The organism is Galactobacter sp. (assembly GCF_022712295.1).
Lineage (GTDB): Bacteria > Actinomycetota > Actinomycetes > Actinomycetales > Micrococcaceae > Galactobacter.
Genome location: NZ_JALAGT010000008.1, coordinates 16960 through 35693 on the forward strand (window position 1 = coordinate 16960; position 18734 = coordinate 35693).

Genomic DNA, 18734 nt, shown 5'->3' on the forward strand with positions numbered 1-18734 from the left:
CCTGCGGCGGAACCCGGAGTCCGATCGTCGCAAGAGGAGAGCTGAACGCAGGCCACGCAGGCCACGCACGCCTAAGCGGAGACCAATGTGAGATCGCGCCGCGGGAGGAGAGCCACCGCCTTCAGTCGGTGATGCCGGGCGGACTCAGATCGATGGTGGGCCATGACTCGGAGTGCGTACCCCTCTTCGCGAGCAACTCCACCATGTCCTCCTGTCGAGGCTGGCCGAGTGTGAGCCGATAGAGAGTCAGGTCGTGACGCAGCCGTTCATACTTGGCAGCGTCACGGCTGAACGGATACGAAGTCAGAACCCGATCGATTCTGGCCGCGCCTGGGAACACCCACCATGGCGAGAACTCACCCAGGCCATTTTGCTGCGCCTCAGCCGCCCGGAATGCCGCATTCCAGGGGCTCTGGTCCCCGGATTTCAGCACGTCAGGCCAGTGTTCCGATGCTACGTTCTTGCGCACAACGTGCCCCGCGAAACGGTTCACGCGGCCTTCTCGCTGCTCAAAGTCCACAGGATTGGAGGGCAGGTTCCAGTGGAGCACCGAGTGGCTCCACCAGTGGAAGTCGATCCCCTCCTGACCAACACTGGTGGAGGCCAGCACAAACGGTGTGAAGGGACTGTTGAAGGCTGCGCGCACCTCACCCTGACGGACGCCGGATTTCTCGTCGGCATCTGATTGCGCCTTTCCACCATACCGAACGGCAAAGCGAGCATTGAAGGGGATGTCGCCGCGTTCGGGTGAGTTGTCCTTGGCCAGGTATCTGGCCGGGTGCAGGCCAAGTACATCGGCCGCACTTTGTGCAACCGAAAGCAACCCAGCATCATCCAGGGATTCGCCGCCCAGCTCACTGCGTAGCTGGAAAAGATACTCGTCCAGTACGGCACGGAGGTTACCGTCCGCACAGTAGTCCAATACCCACCGCCAATACGGACGACCATCGCCGTACAGGGTCTCGAGTAGTGCAACGGTTTCGGTTCGGTTGAACAGGGTCCGCAGTCCGCGCGCCAATTCCAGCGCGGCGCGCCAGAGTCCTTCAGGTGTGGAGTCAGGTCCTGCCACCGTGTGAAGCGAACGGAGGGCGATGTTCCCGGGACCGAAGGCAACCAGTCCAGCAAGGTCCGGATGCGTCTTCGCGCCGGACACGGCTCCTCCCCGTGCTGCGGCCCTTGCCAAGCTCACGTGCTGGGACGCGCCGTCGGCCGCACCGTCCCCGAGCAACAGGCGTTCGGAAGCGTGTTCCAGGGTGGGCGGCACCATCCCGGGTGCTGCGAAATAGGCTTCCCAGGCACTTCCGGTCTCTTCACCGTTGGGCAACTTCTCATCGATTCCCGCCACGAACTCTCTTGCGTCGACGCAGTCCTCGGCTGCACGGGCGGCAGCCAGTTGGTCTCCCAAAGCAGCCAGACCAGGATGCGGCCAGAACAGGGCAAGGGTGGACATGGCGGCCGGACGTTTGTCGGGTCCCAGGCGATAATTGAGGCGAGCTCCAACCGCCTTGCGGCCTTCGGGAGTGTTCTCCTTCAACAAGGTCTTATCACCGGCGACGCACCGATCAGCCTCATAGCTGAGTAGGGATGCCACCGCGGTGGGAACCGCGGACCAGGCAGAAAAGATGACCCGTTTCGTGACCTCGTGGTTCTTGAACTGGCTGAAGACAGGGCCCGGAGTGAGATAGGGCATCGTCGGTGGAAGCCACAGCAGCCGCCACCATCCGGAGCCGACGGTTTCGGCAGCCAATGCCCGCAGGTGTCCGTTGCCGAGGTCCACTGCGGCAAAGGACTCGATATCAGTTCGGCTCAGTGAGCGGGTGCTCTCCAAACTTGCGGGCATGTCGCCGTCGTCGAGCCGGGATTTGAGCCTCTCCCCCGGTTTGTAGCCGTCCATGAAGTTGACGAAGTACGGGACGGATTTCCAGTACTCCAGGTCTATCGGTGCGTCCAGTTCCGTGCCGAGCCGATGCAGCATGGACCATTCGCGGATATCGTTTTCGGTAGGTGTCGCAGTGTCCATGTGCCGCACCTGCACCAGGTCTTCGGAAGTACTGATCGGTGGTCTCTCCGAACGAGTCATATACGGGATCAGGTTTCGGCTGGCCTCCTTCGCCGCAGCTTGGGCGTCCTGGCCCAGGACAAGTGCTTGGCGATAGTTGGACAGCGAACCCCGAACGGCCGTTTCAGCGGCAGGATCCTCACCGCTCAGAAAGCGGATGGTCGCGAGGAAGTCGGTGGCATGGTCTTCTCCGGTGTCCGTGTGGTTGGTGAACGGCTTGTACGGCGTGGCCGAGAGCAGCAGCACCTTGGCGTTGCCATGATCGAACAACGCGTGCGCCAGGTCCGCGGCATCGCCACCATTCGGGTCCAGCAAGTGCCGGAACCGTTGGAACTCATCGAGGATGATCAAATCGGGTTCCAGTGCCTCGACGCTGGCCTTCGCCAGAGTCTGTCGCAGATCCGCTATGAGAGTACTGATCTTGTTCCACACCACGTCCGGTTTCTCGTGGCGACCGTTCAATTGGTCTCGAAGCTCGACGAAGCGCTCCAGCTGGCCGTTGCCAGTGATCGCTTCTTGGAACGCACCCACGATGCGATCATCCAGTTTGCCGTCAAGGTCCGCGGCAAGCGGTTCAACGTAGTGCTCATCAAAACGTCGCGCCGTTTTCACCGTGCCGTGGAAGAGCAAACGCGTAGCAAGGCGTTCGGCATCAGTGGCGTTGACCAGGTGGTCCAGAATCAGCGTCAGCATCGCACGCTCTTCCGCAGAACCTTGTCTCCAACCGCCCTCGCTGAAGGACGTTCCTGGCGTGAAGGAGACCAGATTGACCTTCTTCCCGCCATCCTCGGACGCCTGTTGCAACCTGCCACTCTCCCTGGCCATGAGGGTGAGACGGGTCGCCATCCCGATATGGTCCTCGCCAGTCACATTCAGCCGCCTCAGGTTCTGCCTGGCCAGGTCAGCGTTACTGCACACGTAGACCACGTCGATACGGTCAATTGAATCATCTTGCTCAAGGTGTTCGATGGCCTTCGCGATCACGCCCTTGGCCACGATGCTCTTGCCCAGCCCAGTTTCGTCGGCGATCAGGAATCGCCCGGAACGGGTGTCACAGCCGGGACCGTAGAACTGGTGGATCACGTGATCCACAGCTGCACGCTGGAACTTCTTCAGTCCACCCATCACCGCGTCGACATCAACAGAGCTCACTGCCCAGCCCCCTTCAGTGCCAGCTGTGCTTGCCACACGTTGCTCCACAGCAGCTCGAAGTCCGGCGTCAACAGGTCACTCTTCTCGTCGTCCTTGCGCAGGAACTCGATGAAATGCTGAACCTCAGCCAATCTTTCGTGTCCTCCGGCCACGGACTTCATCAGGGCTTCGAACAGTCCGGAGCCCACCGCTGTCCCTCGCATGGAGCCTGCTGAACCGCCTTCGATCGAGGCGCTCAGCAGCTCGTCGGGAACGCCTACTCCGGAAAGCTCCAGCATCAGAACGAGCAACCTGATGAATGTTGTACGGTCCTTGAGCTGCCGAGCGATGATCGCATCCCGTCGTGATTCGACGTCATTGAGGAGTTCAGCGAGCAGAACAGTCCGTCGGGTATTGCCCAAACGGTCGCGTCCTTCCAGCACGATGAACGGCGTGATTTCCACCAGCTTCAGATCGGTCAGTGACGCGGCATCCTTTTCCGAAACCGGCAGTGATCTCCCTCCCAGGTCTGCCCTGGTCAGTAGGTGCCAGCGCAGTTCGATGCCTTCACTGGCAGCGGCTTCGGCATGCACCGCGAAGTCTGCATCCGCCCAGACCCGTAACTCGTATGGATTCTCACCATGCACCCGTACGGTCAGCCTTGTGGCGGCCATTCCTCGCATAACGCTCTCCAAGCGGTGCTTGGCTTGGTCGGATTCGTTCGGCTCAGCTCCGCCCGTGGTCTGGTACTCAGCTTTGAGTTCGCCCAGCGCGTCCAGAGTTGCCTTCACACCGAAACTGTCTTTCGCCGCGACCAACTCCACCATCACCTCGACGTTCCGATACCACGCGGCATCCGTGGCGTTCGCGGATCCGAGGATGATGTGCGCACCGTCCTGCCGGTCGGCCACGATCACCTTGGCGTGGAGCCCGGACAACGGCACGGCCCCAGTGTCCGAGTCGGACGCGCCCGCGATGTCCAGTGAAGCGGCGTCGTCCAGCACGTAGGTCACCAGCTCGGTATCGAGTGCTTCTGGGGGCAGCTGGTCCAACGAATCGGTCCGTGACACCAGATACGTGTCCTCACGGACGCCATCACGAAGTAGCCGCAGGCCGTCGCCCGAAACGTACGGGGAAATGAGCAGCGATCGTATCCCGCTGAAATCCGGGAGTGGCGACCTGTGCAGTCCACGCACGTGGAAAGCCAGCTCCCTCATCCTGTCCGGCAGTTCCCAATCCACCAGGCTGATGTGCCGGGCCAGCTGCTGCACGCGTTGCCTGCGTTTCTTGTCAATGGGGCGTATAGCCATGTCCGGCAGAGTATTCAACAGCTGCACCAGTGGCGCGTTGAGCCGTTGAAGGTCTTCGTCGCTTCGCTCGGAATCATCACGCTCATCCAGCCGAATGAAGGCATCCCAGCTGTGGTCGTCGGTGAGGTTGCGGCTGGAGCAGAGTAGTCGATGAGTCCGACGCTCTCCGGACGCATACTGCAGCAGCCACAGTTTCGGATGGAAAAGTCCCTTCTTGAGCGCCACGGGATGAACCATCTGTTCCAGAAAGGCCACGAGATCAGAGTTCTGCCCCATGGACATTTCTCCGGCCTGAGCAAATACGTCCATTCGCTCAGATGCGCGCCTGACCGCTTCGAGAACACCGAGCGATCCGTCCGCCACCGAAACCCGACGCGATGCGAACGACAGCGGTATGGAGAGCGCCGTCGCGAGGTCCAACGTGAACGTAGTGCCAACGGCATAGGAGAGTTCATACCCGTAGGGCGGCGCCAATTGTTCGGTGAGTGCGGCACGCGTCTGCGGTTCAAGCATCCTGTGCACCTTCCATCCCTGTATGAATATCCAGCAGCACGCCCAGCACGGTGTCCCAGCGATAGGTCAGCCGGCGCGACCCGGAACCTCCTGTCCAGTTCTGCAGGCGCTTCGGATGCCCGATCCGTGCCAGCGCACCCTTGTTTCGACGCTCACGTTTGGTGATCAGGTCACGCGCCGCATCATGTTCCGCCATTCGGCGCAGGTCGGCGCCGTTGACCACGTCGATCCACTCCCCGACGAAACGAGTGGTGAGGGGATTCAAAGGTGCGCCACGAACCGTCTCGGCCTGATAGAAGAGTTGCCGAATGCCGCCGGTGTCGAAGCCGTCCACCGCATTCATCCGGTCCGCCCACGTTGCCAACTCTTGACGATATCCGTCCACGGGATCGGAGACTCGGTCCAGCCCAGCCTTCTCGTATTCCTCGGCAAGCAGCAGGTTATAAAGCAGCTGGGCCCCATGCATCACGGTCGAGAACCGGTGGGCCAAGTCGAGTAGATCACTGGCGGGCGGGCAAGCACTGCGGGCGCTCTCGTCTTCCCAAGGGGCCTTACTGTCGGGGGATGGCCGTTCCACCACCAGGTGAGCCAGCAACGTGTCCTTCGCCGTATCAAGAATCCGGTCGCGCAGCCAGGTGGCCTCCTCGGGCCGGAGCGCGAAGCCACCCGGAACGTCACGTGGGAATTCATCGGGCTGGGCCGGGATCGTGGGAGACCACACCGGCGTCTCCTCATTCAGCCCGTCTCCGGTTGAGCTCTGACCGTTGGCAGCTCCTCGAAGCAGGGCCTCGCTGCGGCTCAGTCCAGGGTTCGCCAGGATGCCGTACTGCCGAAGAGCTGACCAATAAATGGACGACGGCAAATTTTTCAGTCCCGTTCCGGCCTGGGCACCGAGCAGACCTTGGGTGTCGCCAGCCTTCTTCAACGCTTCAATCAGCTTGCGTTCGGCATTGTCAGCCCTCCGTCCGGAATCGGACCTCCCGGCAACATCCTGGTAGATCCATGGCACAAAGAGCAGGTAACGGGCTCGCGTGTGCAGCGTCGACGTCCCCGGGAACAGACCATCGCTCAGCGCCTCGCGGACCTGTCCCAGTCCCAATTCGTCGCGGCTTTCCCGATCACTGAACAAACGGATGATGTCCCGCATTCTGCGCTGTTCTTCACTGGAAGCATCCAACCAAGCAATCTTCGACGTCATACGGCCTTCTTCTCCAATCCACCTTTGTTGGCCAGCATGTCACATACCCAGGTCCGAACGGTCGTCGAGGATCTGCTTATGCCCCGGGAACCGGGCCGCTATGCTGCGGACATGCCCACTGAGAGCCAGATCACACTTCCTGACCCACTTCCCCACCTCCGCTGGTCGGCGGCATCCGCCGCCTTCCAAGTCGAGGGCGCACGCACCGCAGGCGGACGAGGACGCAGCATCTGGGACGACTGGGTGGAGACTCCCGGCAAGGTGAAGGACGGCGCCACCACCGAACCCGGGCCAGACAGCTATCGCCGGTTCCCGGAGGACGTCTCCCTGGCCGCGGATTTGGGACTGGACCGGTACCGGTTCGGCATCTCCTGGGTGCGCGTCCTCCCGGACGGCACCCCCGCCGGCGTCAGCCAGGACGGGCTGGACTACTACGACCGCGTCGTCGACTCCCTGTTGGACGCGGGTGTCACCCCGTTCCCCACGCTCTACCACTGGGACCTGCCGGTCGGATTCGAGGCGGCGGGCGGCTGGCTCAATCGGGACACGGCAGAGCGCTTCCGCGACTACGTAGAGGTCGTTGCCCAACGCCTTGGTGACCGCGTGAAGCACTGGTACACCATCAACGAACCGGCCATGACAACCCTGCAGGGCTACGGCCTGGGCGACCTGGCACCGGGGAGGCAAGAACTCTTCGGGGCACTGCCGACCGCCCATCATCAACTGCTGGCCCACGCACTCGCCGCGCCGGTGTTGCGATCCAACGGGGCCGACCAGGTGGGCCTGGCCAACAACCACACCCACGTGCTTCCACTGACCGACAGTCCCGAGGACCTGATGGCGGCCGGCGTGTACAACACGATCCACAACCGCCTCTTCGCCGAGCCGCTGCTGCTGGGCCGGTACCCGGAGTTGGAGGAGCTCGGGTTGCCTGCCATGCCGGTACACCCTGGGGACCTGGAACTCATCAAGGACTCCAGCGACTTCTATGCCGTGAACTTCTACAACCCCACCACCGTGACCGCCGCGCCTCCGGGTGATCCGCTCCCCTTCGACCTGGTTCCCACCCCGGGCGCACCCACCACCGGTTTCGGCCAGGAATGGCCCATCGTGCCCCAAAGCCTCACCGCTCTGCTGACGGATCTCGAGCGGAACTACCCCGATCTGCCTCCCGTGATCATCAGCGAGAACGGCGCATCGTTCCCCGAGCCGGACACCCTTGCCGACGGTGAAGTCGTGAACGACGTGGATCGTATCGAATACTTGAAGGGCCATATCGAGGCGGTAGCCGTGGCTCAGGCCGCGGGCGTCGACATCCAGGAGTACACCGTGTGGGCCCTCATCGACAATTTCGAATGGGCTGACGGTTATACGCAGCGCTTCGGCCTGACCCACGTGGACATGGAGACCGGAGAGAGGACGCCGAAGGCGTCCTTCGAATGGCTGCGCCGCACCATCGCGGCGGCCCGCTCATGAGCCAGACACCACCCGTCGGACATGGCACCACCGCCCGGCCGAAGGTGGGCGGGCGCTGGTTCGCGCTGTTCACCATCGCGTGGCTGCTCATCTGGACGGTGCAGCTCACGCCGCTGCAACTGTTGTTGCCACTGCAACTGGACACCTCCGAGACCGCCGGCGGTTGGGTGGACGGCGTCGTGTTCTCCGGCCTGGTCCTCGGGGTCGGCGGCCTGGCGGGCGTGATCGCCGGGCCGTTGGCCGGTGCCCTCTCCGATCGGCAGACCGGGCTCCGTGCCCGACGGCGTCCGTACGCGCTCGCGGGCGTGTGGCTCACCGCGCTGTGTCTGGTTCTGACGGGGTTGGCCTCCGGCCCGCTGACCATCGGCGCCGCTTGGGTGGGCGTGTCGGTCGGCGTATCGATCGCCTCGGCCGCGTTGACCGCGATGATTGCCGACCAGTTGCCGGTCTCACAGCGCGGAGCGGCCTCCTCCGCCGCGTCGTCCGCGCAGGCGGTCGGCATCGTGGTGGGCGTCGGGACCGTGGTGTTGGCCGGATTGGGGGTGCTTGACGGGTACCTGGTGCTGGCGATCTCCATGGCCGTACTCGGTACTGCGTGCGCCCTGTTGTTGCCTGATCCGTCCGGACGGAGGTTCGTGGAGGGCTCCTCCGGGCTTGCCGTCAGAGGTTCCGGTGCCCGCCGCCTCGCCTTTCTGTATGACCGGAATTTCAGGTGGATGCTCATCGGCCGTCTGGTGGTCAACGTCGGCAATGCGCTCGGGACCGCGCTCTTCCTCTTCTTCCTGATGTATGGCCTGGGGCAGCCACACGATGAAGCTGAGGGAAATCTGCTCCTGGTCATCGTGGTCTACACGGTGTTCGTGGTGGCTGCCTCCGTGGTGGCCGGCGTGATCACTGATCGGCACGGTGGCCGCCGCGGCTTCACCGTCGCGGCCGCACTGGTCCAGGCGCTTTCCGGCGTGGTGATCGTGGCGTCGCCGACCTTCACCACGACGCTCATTGCGGCTGCGTTGATGGGCGTGGGCTACGGCGCCTTCATGACCGTGGGTCTCGCGTTCGCCACCGATCTACTGCCCAGCGAGCGGGACCATGCGCGCGACCTCGGCGTGGTGAACGTGGTCGCCGCGCTAGGGCAGTTGTTGGGGCCCGTCATCGGTGCAGGGCTGGTGGCGCTGGTGGGCGGCTTCTGGCTGGTGTTCGCCGCTGCTGCGGTGCTGTCGGTGGTCGGTGCAGGCCTGACCGCTTTGGCCAACAAGTAGTCTTGACGTCAACGGTCGCCTTCGGCTCTGCTGTCCTGGCCGGCCCGTTGCACGCTGGAAGAAGAACTTTGTCCCTCGCGAGGAAAGACAAGCCACATGCGACCGCTACTGCGTAGGACCCTGACGGCTACGGCCTTGGCGGCCACGATCGCTGCCGGAGCCATCGCCCCGGCTCAAGCCGCCGGACCGGAGTTCGACGACGTCGATGTCGTCGACTACTACAAGCTGCTCAAGGATTCGACGCCCGTGTACCACGGCGCTGCAGCGTCGTGGGGGCAGAAGACAAGTTTGAGCGCGGGAATCAGGGTCGCGGTCACCCACAAGACCTCTCGCAGCGGCTGGTACCGGATCCGTTATGACGGCGGCGCGGGGTACGTGTGGAAGTCCCACCTGGGCGCGGCAGGGTTCCGTCCCATCGATTTCAAGGACAAGATCCGCTACACCAAACACACGTCCCCCGTGTACAACGGGGCAGGGACGTCGTGGGGAAAGCGGCGCACCCTCAACGCCGGCGTCAGGCTGCGCATCACGCACAAGACCAACCGCGAGGGCTGGTATCGGGCCACCTATACCGGTGGTGCCGCCTATATCTGGCACGCCCACCTCGCGACCACGAAGCCGCAGTCGCCCACGTCCTCACCCGGGCGCTCGGGGATCCCGACCTACTCGCAAACCGCAGCGAGTGTGAAGAACGTGGTGATCGGCAAGTACAAGTTCGGCCCGTCCGGCTGCGTCCCGACCTCGTTCGCCATGGTCGCCAAGTCCTATGGGAAGAACGTCACCCCGCTCAGCGTCGGCAAGACGATGCACGCCAAGAGCGACTTCAACCGCACCGTGGCCGGAGCGGGCGGAAAGTCCATCGTCGCCGCCGGAGCAGCCTACGGACTGAAAGTCACCCCACTGAAGTCCAAGGCCCAGATCAAGGCAGCCCTACTGAAGAACAAGCCGGTGCTGGCCGCCCAACGCGGCCCGTCCTCCATCATCAACCCCGGGTACACCCATGAGGTGGTGCTCAACGGCTACACCACCAGCCGGACCACCTCGGTGACCAACCCCTTAGGCGGCACCAAGCGCAGCTACTCGCTGGACACCATCTGGAACTGGCGCTCCTTGGACCCGTTCGACCAGAACGCGGGCGGCGGGGCCGTGTACTGGCAGGTCGGCTGACTCCAGTTCGGTCCCGGTTCGACGTGGCGCGGATGGGCCGTACCGGCACGAAGGCCCACCAAGTCCCCGGGCCACGGCTGCCTTGATCCGTAAAGCCTTAGGCCTGGTGTACGCCGGTTCAGGGCGTGTGGCTCAGAAGTCCCAATCCGGGAAAGTTGAGTGCCCGTCATGGCCCGTTCCTCCCCGGAATCTCAGTGAAAATCAGTGCCCGCAGGTGCCCGATGAAAGTGGGGGCGGGGAACACCCCGGCCCCCTGTCCCCACTCTACCGAGCACCACGCCACGAGGGACCGGACCCACCTCTTCCATTGTGTGGGACATAGATGAATCTATATTTCTGCGAACTACGGCCCGGTTCTTCGACATAGAAAACCCAATTCGGTCGACCCATAGCACTCTTGAACACGCGTTTTAAAGCAGCTTCAAAGTTGTCTCCTTTTCCACCAAGCACATCTACGTAGTATTCTTTAGCTACTTCCACGAAAGCCGCATCCGCGTCGGCGCGCTCAACTATGTTGAACTTCGTTTGATCCCCTTCCGGCCAGACAATATCTTGCGACGCAAAAGCAGAATGGCTGGCCAATTCCGGCGCAGCCGACTCAGAATGGACCACATCACTCTCGATCACCCCCACCCCACCCCAGGAGAATAGGCGACCAAATGAGCCTGACAGCATCATGAGAACACCGGCCACGATAAAAATCGACCACATGAGATCATGATCCCCGATCACTTTAGGTAATTTTCCCAAAAGCTGCAATCTTATATCAAGATATGCCACAATCGGAATCGCCGTAAATAGCGATCCAATTATAATAAGTGCAAAACGAGCCCGCCTGCTACGGATATAGAGGGGCTCGCGCACCCCGTCTCCCTTGGACATTACTGATAATCCTCTATTGCTCTCTCAAGGTTCACTCGCCCAGTGATGGCAAGCCGTTGACAATTTCCTGGGTGCGCAGGGACAAGGCCACCACTCGGCCGATGAGGCCGATGATGTAGCGCGGCTGCCCGTGCTCGCGGGACCAGTCGTTGGGGTCGTTGACGATGCCCGACTTCTTGTCCGTCTTCACCTGATAACGCTCCACCAGCCAGTCCACGCCGGAGCGGGATCCCAGCATGTACTCCTGCGCCTCCAGCGGCAGCCCGGTCAACGTGATCCAGCGGTTGTACTTCAACGTGGTCTTGTCCCACGCACCGGACTTGCCGCCGTACTTCATCTTCGTCACGGCGAAGCGCTCGTACTCATCCGTCGGCGCGCTTGGCAGCACCGTTTCCGTCATCGGGTACGGGTCCAGGTCCTCGTAGCCGATGTGCAGCGCCGAGAGTTCCTGGCCCGCCGTCACAAACGCCTCGAAGCGCTCGCGGCCCTCGACCTTGGGGATGCGTGGCAGCTGCTTCTTCAGGTCCGCCGCATACCTGGTCCGGTATTCGGGGCTGTGAAGCAGCGCGTAGACGTAGAAGAACACGTCATCCTTGGTGACCTGGTCTCCGTACGTCGCCTTGTAGTCCTGGTGCGCCCAATCGGTGATGTTGTCCACGCGCGTGTACCCGTCGGGACCTTCGGCCCCTCCGTCCGTCCCGGCGTCGGCCCCGATGCCCGACGACGCGAACAACGTCCCAGCCGCGGCCACCTCGGTCTTGGTGTAGGAGTAGCGGGCGAAGAACTGGCCCGTGTCGAGCATGTGCAGATCCGGAATGACGTCGGTGGCGAGCACTGCAAAAGTTGGGTAATGGGTGGAGGGCGACGTCAGATAGAAGCCGATGTTGGTCGAATCTTCCATCGGATAGAAGCGGGACACCGCTGACGATCTGCTCACGATCAACTGGTTGAAGGCAAAATTCTGCTTGTTAAACGGGCGGTACAAAGAACTTCGGACTGACGTATCGCTGCTAGAAATTCGCGTCTTTTTCGCGAATGACGACTTCAGACCTGACGACCAACTGATCGCAGCAGGATCCGTTGTAATGAACTTATCGATAGGTGTGGGAGTTCCGGCCGTTATCCAACCATCAATGTCCCGGTTGTAGTTGTCGATCATCCGATTCGACGCTGCGATCACGCTTGTTAAGGATGCGCTGTACACCCAAGCATCCCTGCTTGTGGCTACGCCGGTCGAGAAGAGCTGGAACACACTGTGACCGGATTGAGTCGTCCTGTCACCAATTGGGGCGTATGAATCAAATTTCGCGTCGCGCTGGTTGATCCAGTCGCCGGCCTCGTTGGGGGCAATGGTTTCCCAGTCCAGGTTGGCGAGGGTGGCTTCGCCGACGCGGTCGAGTTTGGTGTCGCGGTTCAGGTAGTCCCCGATGTCCTTGTAATGCAGTGCGCACTGGTCAACGGGGCCTGGCTTCTTGATAAGCAGCAGGATTGCCACGGTGGCACGAGAGCCCGAGTCGAAGATCTTCCCGCCCTCCTTGCGACTCTGCTCCCCCGCCGTCCGCTGATTGCCTCGCAGATTGTAGACATAGATCTCGTGGAACTCGTCGGTGAGGGTCTTACGCAGTCCATCGGCGTTGTTGGAGTCGATGTAGCCGCCGTTGGAGACGTAGCAGACCACGCCGCCCTGGTCTTGGGAGAGGACACGGTTGGAGGCCCAACGGATGGCGCGAATGTATGAGTCGTAGAGGTTTCTTTTCAGCGTCGCTGAAGACTGCTTGGCGTAGGTGTTCTCGATAGTGGCGTCCAGCGTCGGATACCGGAGATTGGCGTTGCCGTCGTTCTCGTTGGTCTGTCCGACGGAGTAGGGCGGGTTACCCACGATCACGCGGATGTCGAGCCGGTTCTGCTCCACGACACGGTCGTTGTTGTTGGTGAACACGGCCTCATCGAGGGTGTCGCCGTCTTCGGTCATCTGGAAAGTGTCGGTGAGGACGATGCCGTTGAAGGGTTCGTAGCCGACCTGGGTGCCCAATACGTCGTCGGGCACGGACTTCTCACCCGCCGCGGCGCGGCGATCACGTTCGGCGTCGATCTGGAGGCCGTGGAAGGTGGCTTCGATGTTGATGGCGGCGATGTAGTAGGCCATCAGCAGGATTTCGTTGGCGTGCAACTCGTTGGCGTACTTGCGGGCCAGGTCTTCTGGCTTGATGAGCCCGGACTGCAGCAGCCGGGTGACGAACGTGCCGGTGCCTGTGAAGGGGTCGAGGATGTGGACACCTTCGTCGGAGAGGCCGACGCCGAAGTGTTCAGTCAGGGCGTCATTGACGGCGCGGAGGATGAAGTCCACAACCGGCAGCGGCGTATAGACGATGCCCAATGATTCGGCGGTCTTGGGGAAGGCGAGTTTGAAGAAGCGCTCGTAGAGCTCAGTGATGATCTTCTGCTTACCCGCGGCGTCCTCGATGCCCTCGGCGCGGATCCGCACAGAGCGATAGAACTCCTCCAAGGAGCCGGTCTCTGAGTCCAGGTTGTAGGAGTCCAAGACGTTGAGCATGGAGTCCATGACCTGAGAGACCGGGTTGTGCTGGGAGAACTGGTAGTCCTCGAAGAGGGCGTCAAACACAGGCTTGGTGATCAGGTGCTGCACTAGCATGTCCACAGCATCGGACTCAGAAATGCCGTCATTGAGGTTTCCGCGCAGCCCCTCCAGGAAGCCGGCGAATTCCTGTGCCGGTCGTGGATCGTCCCCGGTGAGGATGGCGTTGATGCGGGTCACCTGGCGGTCGGCTATCTCCTTGACGTCCCCGGCCCAGTCCTCCCAGTAGCGCTTGTCCCCTACCTTCTTCACCATGCGGGCGAAGATGGCATCTTCCCACTCCTTGGCCCGTGCCAGGGAGAAGAGAGAGTCCTGGAAACCCGACGGGTCGGTGGGGTTGCCCGTGGAGGTCTCGCCCTGGCCGCCCACGCCGATGACGTCGATGGTCTTATTCGACGCCCGGTCCAGGTCGAGTTTGTTGATCATGGCCTCGAAGCGATCATCGTGCGCACGCAACGCCTGCAGCACATCCCAGATGACCTTGTACTTCTTGTTGTCGTTCAGCGCGGTCTCTGGATCCTGGCCACTGGGCACGGCGATGGGCAGGATGATGTAGCCGTATTCCTTGTTGGTGGTCGCGGACTTGCGCATCACGCGGCCCACAGCCTGCACCACATCCACCTGCGAATTGCGGGGATTCAGGAAGAGGACGGCATCCAGGCTCGGGACGTCAACGCCCTCGGTAAGGCACTTGGCGTTCGTCAGGATGCGGCACGTCTCCGCACCCTCGTCCGTGGCCGGAACGGTTTCCTGCAGCCAGCGCAGCTTCTTTCCGCGCTCGGCCACCGAGAACGTTCCGTCCACGTGTTCGGCCTGCATGCGCAACTGGGCCGCGCCGGCGTCCAGGGCCGCCGGCCGGTGGGTGGACGGCGAAAACCGCTCCGCGTCGTCGGGCATAGACTCAGCCCCACTATCGGTGCGGTTGACGGTGAGCTCGGTGCTGACCCGGTCGAATTGCGCGGCCAGCGCCCGGGACTCCTTGATGTTGCGCGTGAACGCGACCGCCCTATGCATGGGTGCGGTATCCGTGACCGAGAGTCGCTGACCGTTCACGCCGCGCTTGGACAACCCGTTCCAGCAGCCCACGATGCGGGCAACGTCGTCCAGGTTCATATCCCCGTCCTCGGCCAGCAGGGACTGGAAGCTGGTGGCGATGGAGGACTCATCCACGGCCAGGATCAACACCTTGTAATCGGCCAGATGTCCCTGGTCCACGGCCTTCCCGAAGCCCAGGTGATGGAACTCCGGCCCGTACATCTCCTCGTTGTCCATGGAGGCGAGCACCGTGCCGGACTGATCCGCTTTGGCTTTGGAATCCTCACCGAAGATCCGCGGCGTAGCGGTCATGTACAGGCGCTTACGCGCGTGGATGGTCTTGTTGTCGTGGACCTTGACGAAGTGGGACTCGTCCACACCAGCGATCGTGGCACCCGTGGTGCGGTGGGCCTCATCGCAGACGATGAGATCGAAGTCCGGGAGGCCTTCCGTGGTGCCGTCGCCTTGCGCGGCCGCAATGACGTCGATGGACTGATACGTGGAGAAGACCACGTTGATGGTCTTGCCCTCGCCCGCGCTGACGGCATGACCCGGATTGGCCAGATGGAAACGCTGTACCAACTTGCCCGCATCCGTGGTCGCCGGGAAACCGAGCTCGTGGGCTCGCATGTCCTCGTTGGCGTTCTTCCGCCCCACGGACGTGTCGGAGCAGACGGCGAACGGACGGATGGTCGCATCCGCCTGAGCCGTCCATTCGTTCAGGGTCTGCTGAAGCAGCGCGATCGACGGGACCAGGAAGAGGACCGTGCCGTCGTTGGGGACGAACTCCTCCACGAGGCGCAGGGACGTGAACGTCTTGCCCGTGCCGCACGCCATGATGAGCTTGCCCCGATCATGCAGCTCGAAGCCCTGCTTGACGGCCTCGATGGCTTCCCGCTGGTACGGGCGGGGATGCTTGTGCTGGGCCTTGGCCAGATCATCCGGCTTGTCGAAATCGAAAAGCGACCAGTCGATGGAAGAGTCCTCGAAACCTTCCAACCCGAAGAGCTGCGTCTCCTTGGTCTGAGCCTTCAATGCCGCATCCAGGTTCGGGGAGATGCCGCCGGCCGTGTGAACAATCAGCCCCTGGGAGAAGTCCGTGGTGCCCAGCTGCGTGAAGAACGAGTCCACCGCAGACTTTTGCAGCGGGCGGGACGGGTCATAGAACTTCGCCTGGATGGCCGTGAGCTCGCCCGTGACACGATCCTGCGCCACCAGATCCGCACCGGTGTCCCTCCCGGTACGACCGGGCCACTCATCCCAGAGCCAAACCTTGGAGAACGTTTCGGCGAACTTGGGATCCAACTGCAGGAACCGCTTGAGCATCCGCTCGAACTTCACGCCCTTATCGTGTTCGCTCTTATTGCTCTGATCGAAATACAGGCGGTCGAAAACTTCGGCGAAGGTCTGAGTGCTCACCCTCACAGATTAGCCGTGGATTGGCATCTGGGACCGCAACGACAGGGCTGCTCACTCCAGGCGTTCACCCACTGCTGCAGCGAACCTCGGAACCCCCGAGCGTTCAAGTGCCAGCAGAAAACCGTCGACAGTCATCGCAGGCGAGTCATACTCGTCGGCAAGATCGACGATCGCCCGCAGAGTTGGTGCACGATGAAGGTCAAGTTGGTCGAGCAAGAAATCGTCGGGGTGAACGACCTCGAGATCGAACCCGGTGACGGACGCATCCGGGAAGTCCCTAAGGTTGAAGGTCACGACGATCTCAGCGCCGCCGCGTACAGAACGTTGGTGTCGAGAAACGCGCCGAACGTCATTCCTCTTCCAATTCCGCCTTGCGCTGCAAGTCTCCCCGGCGGCCCACCTTGACCTTCGACTCGAGGCTGCTCCGATGCAGCTCCCGCAACGCGGAGCGCCTTTCACTTCTGGACCTCTCCTGGTACGCAGCTAGCCGAGGTCGCCCAAACACACTCACCTGTGAACGTGCGCGTTTGCGCAGTTCCAGTGCAGCGGTGACTCCGTGGCGCTTACAGCGGTGCGGGTTCCGGCGATGCGGCTGGGCTGCTCAGTCGCCCCGTCGGTGGAGCCAGTAGCCTGGTTTGCGGCCTTCGTGCGCGTAGGCGAGGATCAGGATCGAGTCTGGTTCCACGGTGTAGACGATTCGGTAGGGGTAGCCGCGGACAGCCTTGCTGCGGATCACGGTTCCATCGTCAGCAGTCGTGAAGGGCGGTGCAGCATTCGGCCAGTCGGTGATGTCCTGTCGAGCGTTTTCTGCCCGGTCGATGAGCCTCAGACCGATCCCAGGCTCCTGCGCCTCGTACCAGCGCACCGCTGTGTCGAACTCGGCGACGGCTTCGGGATGCTCCCGCTGCGGAAGGGTCATGCGGTGAGTGAGGCGCGCAGACGTGCGTAGTGCTCGTCAGCGTCCACCAGCTCGGCTGCGCCATTGCGCACCTCCGCCAGTCGGCGGATGGCTTCTGCACGCCAGGCCTCATCGACCTCGCTCGTATCGTCTTCGTCGTGAAGGCTTTCAAGGAGAACGTTGGCGACGACCGAGCGCTGATCAGCATCGAGCGCGAGTGCGTCTCGGATCAGGGTTGCGGTGTTCGGTGTCATGTCCCCAAGTGTACTTCGAACTAGAACACGGGCCTAGGCACTGCTGGCCTCCGTAATGTTAGCGTTGACCTCGGTGAGCCAAGCGTTGATGTCGCTCAGTGCGTAGCGCGGCTCTCGCTTGGCTATTCAGACGACGTGGGGGCTCGCGTCCGATGTGCACCCAGTTGGGTCAGGTCCAGGAGTTGATGCGCTTCTCTCATGCCGGTACCTATGCAGTCACTTGCAGATTCGCTGTTACAACCCGGCTGGGGCGCGAAACCGGGGAGCACACCCACCATCGAAAGTGGGGACTAATACTGGGCAAAGCGGGGAGCGATACGACAAGGCCCGGATCCGCACATCTCTACGAATGCGCGGGTCCGGGCCTCGATATCTCTCGTGAGAGGTGCCTACATCAGAAGTCCCAGTCCTCGTCCTCAGTGTTCACGGCCTTGCCGATCACGTAGGAGGACCCGGAGCCAGAGAAGAAGTCGTGGTTCTCGTCGGCGTTCGGGGACAGTGCGGACAGGATGGCGGGGTTCACGTTCGTCACGGTGGACGGGAACATGGCCTCGTAGCCCAGGTTCATCAGCGCCTTGTTGGCGTTGTAGTGCAGGAACTTCTTCACGTCCTCGGACAGTCCGACTCCGTCGTAGAGCGAGTGCGTGTACTGCACCTCATTCTCGTAGAGCTCGTAGAGCAGGTCGTAGGTGTAGTCCTTCAACTCGGCCTGACGATCCGCGGTCTCCTTCTCGAGGCCCTTCTGGAACTTGTAGCCGATGTAGTAGCCGTGCACGGCCTCGTCACGGATGATCAACCGGATCATGTCCGCGGTGTTGGTCAGCTTGGCGTGGGAGGACCAGTACATGGGCAGGTAGAAGCCCGAGTAGAAGAGGAAGGACTCCAGCAGCGTGGACGCCACCTTCTTCTTCAACGGATCGGAGCCGTGGTAGTAGTCCATGACGATGGAGGCCTTGCGCTGCAGATGCTCGTTCTCCAGCGACCAGCGGAAGGCGTCGTCGATCTGCTTGGTGGAGGCCAGCGTGGAGAAGATCGAGGAGTAGGACTTCGCGTGCACCGACTCCATGGAGGCGATGTTGGTGTACACGGCCTCCTCGTGGGGAGTGATCGCATCCGGGATCAGTGCCACGGCGCCCACGGTGCCCTGGATGGTGTCCAGCAGCGTGAGACCGGTGAACACGCGCATGGTGAGGAGTTTCTCCTCCTCCGTCAGCGTGGCCCAGGACTGCACGTCGTTGGACACCGGCACCTTCTCAGGCAGCCAGAAGTTGTTCGTTAGGCGGTTCCACACCTCCACGTCCTTCTCGTCCTGGATCCGGTTCCAGTTGATGGCCTCGACCTTGCCGAGCAGCTTCACGCCGTCGCTCATCGTCGTCTCTTTCCTCTCCCCCGTGCGGGTGCCACCTGGGGTCTCTCACGCTCGTTCGTTGACGCCAATGCCCGACGTCGTGTGGTGGGGTTGCGCCGGAACGTTACAGGACGGCGCAACCCGCATGGAAGATAAGAGACTTAAGAACCCGCAGCCATAGCCCGCGGG

General features: G+C 62.2%; 12 protein-coding genes. 3 read left to right on the plus strand and 9 right to left on the minus strand.

The genetic code is table 11. The features are described from left to right. Window positions 1–121: 121 nt before the first annotated feature. The 3 genes from Q0A15_RS00660 to Q0A15_RS00670 all read right to left on the minus strand — a co-directional run bounded on the left by Q0A15_RS00660 (window position 122) and on the right by Q0A15_RS00670 (window position 6211). The gene (locus Q0A15_RS00660; protein ID WP_291277609.1) at window positions 122–3211 is read right to left on the minus strand and encodes a helicase-related protein; all 3090 of its coding nucleotides are present in this window, start codon (window positions 3209–3211) and stop codon (window positions 122–124) included. Then, a complete protein-coding gene (locus tag Q0A15_RS00665; protein ID WP_291277610.1) occupies window positions 3208–4920 on the minus strand; it encodes a phospholipase D family protein in 1713 nt (570 codons plus the stop codon). Before Q0A15_RS00665 ends, Q0A15_RS00660 begins: the two co-directional genes overlap by 4 nt. An 85-nt stretch (window positions 4921–5005) precedes the next feature. Beyond that, window positions 5006–6211, minus strand: a complete 1206-nt coding sequence (locus Q0A15_RS00670) for a DUF6361 family protein (protein ID WP_291277611.1) — start codon at window positions 6209–6211, stop codon at window positions 5006–5008. 111 nt (window positions 6212–6322) lie between these two features. Between Q0A15_RS00670 and Q0A15_RS00675 the strand changes: the two genes are divergently transcribed. From Q0A15_RS00675 to Q0A15_RS00685, 3 genes are all read left to right on the plus strand, one after another. Next, complete coding sequence (locus tag Q0A15_RS00675; protein ID WP_291277612.1) at window positions 6323–7687, plus strand: glycoside hydrolase family 1 protein; 1365 nt, start codon at window positions 6323–6325, stop codon at window positions 7685–7687. Beyond that, the gene (locus Q0A15_RS00680; protein ID WP_291277613.1) at window positions 7684–8946 is read left to right on the plus strand and encodes an MFS transporter; all 1263 of its coding nucleotides are present in this window, start codon (window positions 7684–7686) and stop codon (window positions 8944–8946) included. Before Q0A15_RS00675 ends, Q0A15_RS00680 begins: the two co-directional genes overlap by 4 nt. 96 nt (window positions 8947–9042) lie before the next feature. After that, window positions 9043–10113: a C39 family peptidase gene (locus Q0A15_RS00685; protein ID WP_291277614.1), complete on the plus strand. Its 1071-nt coding sequence runs from the start codon at window positions 9043–9045 to the stop codon at window positions 10111–10113. A 264-nt stretch (window positions 10114–10377) separates the two neighbouring features. Here the strand turns inward: Q0A15_RS00685 and Q0A15_RS00690 are convergent, their stop codons facing one another. The 6 genes from Q0A15_RS00690 to nrdF form a co-directional block, all read right to left on the minus strand. Next, window positions 10378–10995 (minus strand): hypothetical protein, encoded by a 618-nt coding sequence (locus Q0A15_RS00690; protein ID WP_291277615.1) that lies wholly within the window; start codon window positions 10993–10995, stop codon window positions 10378–10380. A 31-nt stretch (window positions 10996–11026) separates the two neighbouring features. Next, complete coding sequence (locus tag Q0A15_RS00695) at window positions 11027–16045, minus strand: type ISP restriction/modification enzyme (protein ID WP_291277616.1); 5019 nt, start codon at window positions 16043–16045, stop codon at window positions 11027–11029. A 51-nt stretch (window positions 16046–16096) separates the two neighbouring features. Next, a complete protein-coding gene (locus tag Q0A15_RS00700; RefSeq protein WP_291277617.1) occupies window positions 16097–16339 on the minus strand; it encodes a hypothetical protein in 243 nt (80 codons plus the stop codon). A 307-nt stretch (window positions 16340–16646) separates the two neighbouring features. Next, window positions 16647–16964, minus strand: a complete 318-nt coding sequence (locus Q0A15_RS00705) for a type II toxin-antitoxin system RelE/ParE family toxin (RefSeq protein WP_291277618.1) — start codon at window positions 16962–16964, stop codon at window positions 16647–16649. Beyond that, window positions 16961–17197: an addiction module protein gene (locus Q0A15_RS00710; RefSeq protein ID WP_291277619.1), complete on the minus strand. Its 237-nt coding sequence runs from the start codon at window positions 17195–17197 to the stop codon at window positions 16961–16963. Before Q0A15_RS00710 ends, Q0A15_RS00705 begins: the two co-directional genes overlap by 4 nt. 394 nt (window positions 17198–17591) lie before the next feature. Beyond that, entirely contained in the window at window positions 17592–18566 is a 975-nt protein-coding gene (nrdF, locus tag Q0A15_RS00715; RefSeq protein WP_291277620.1) for a class 1b ribonucleoside-diphosphate reductase subunit beta, read from the minus strand. Between the last annotated feature and the right edge of the window lie 168 nt (window positions 18567–18734).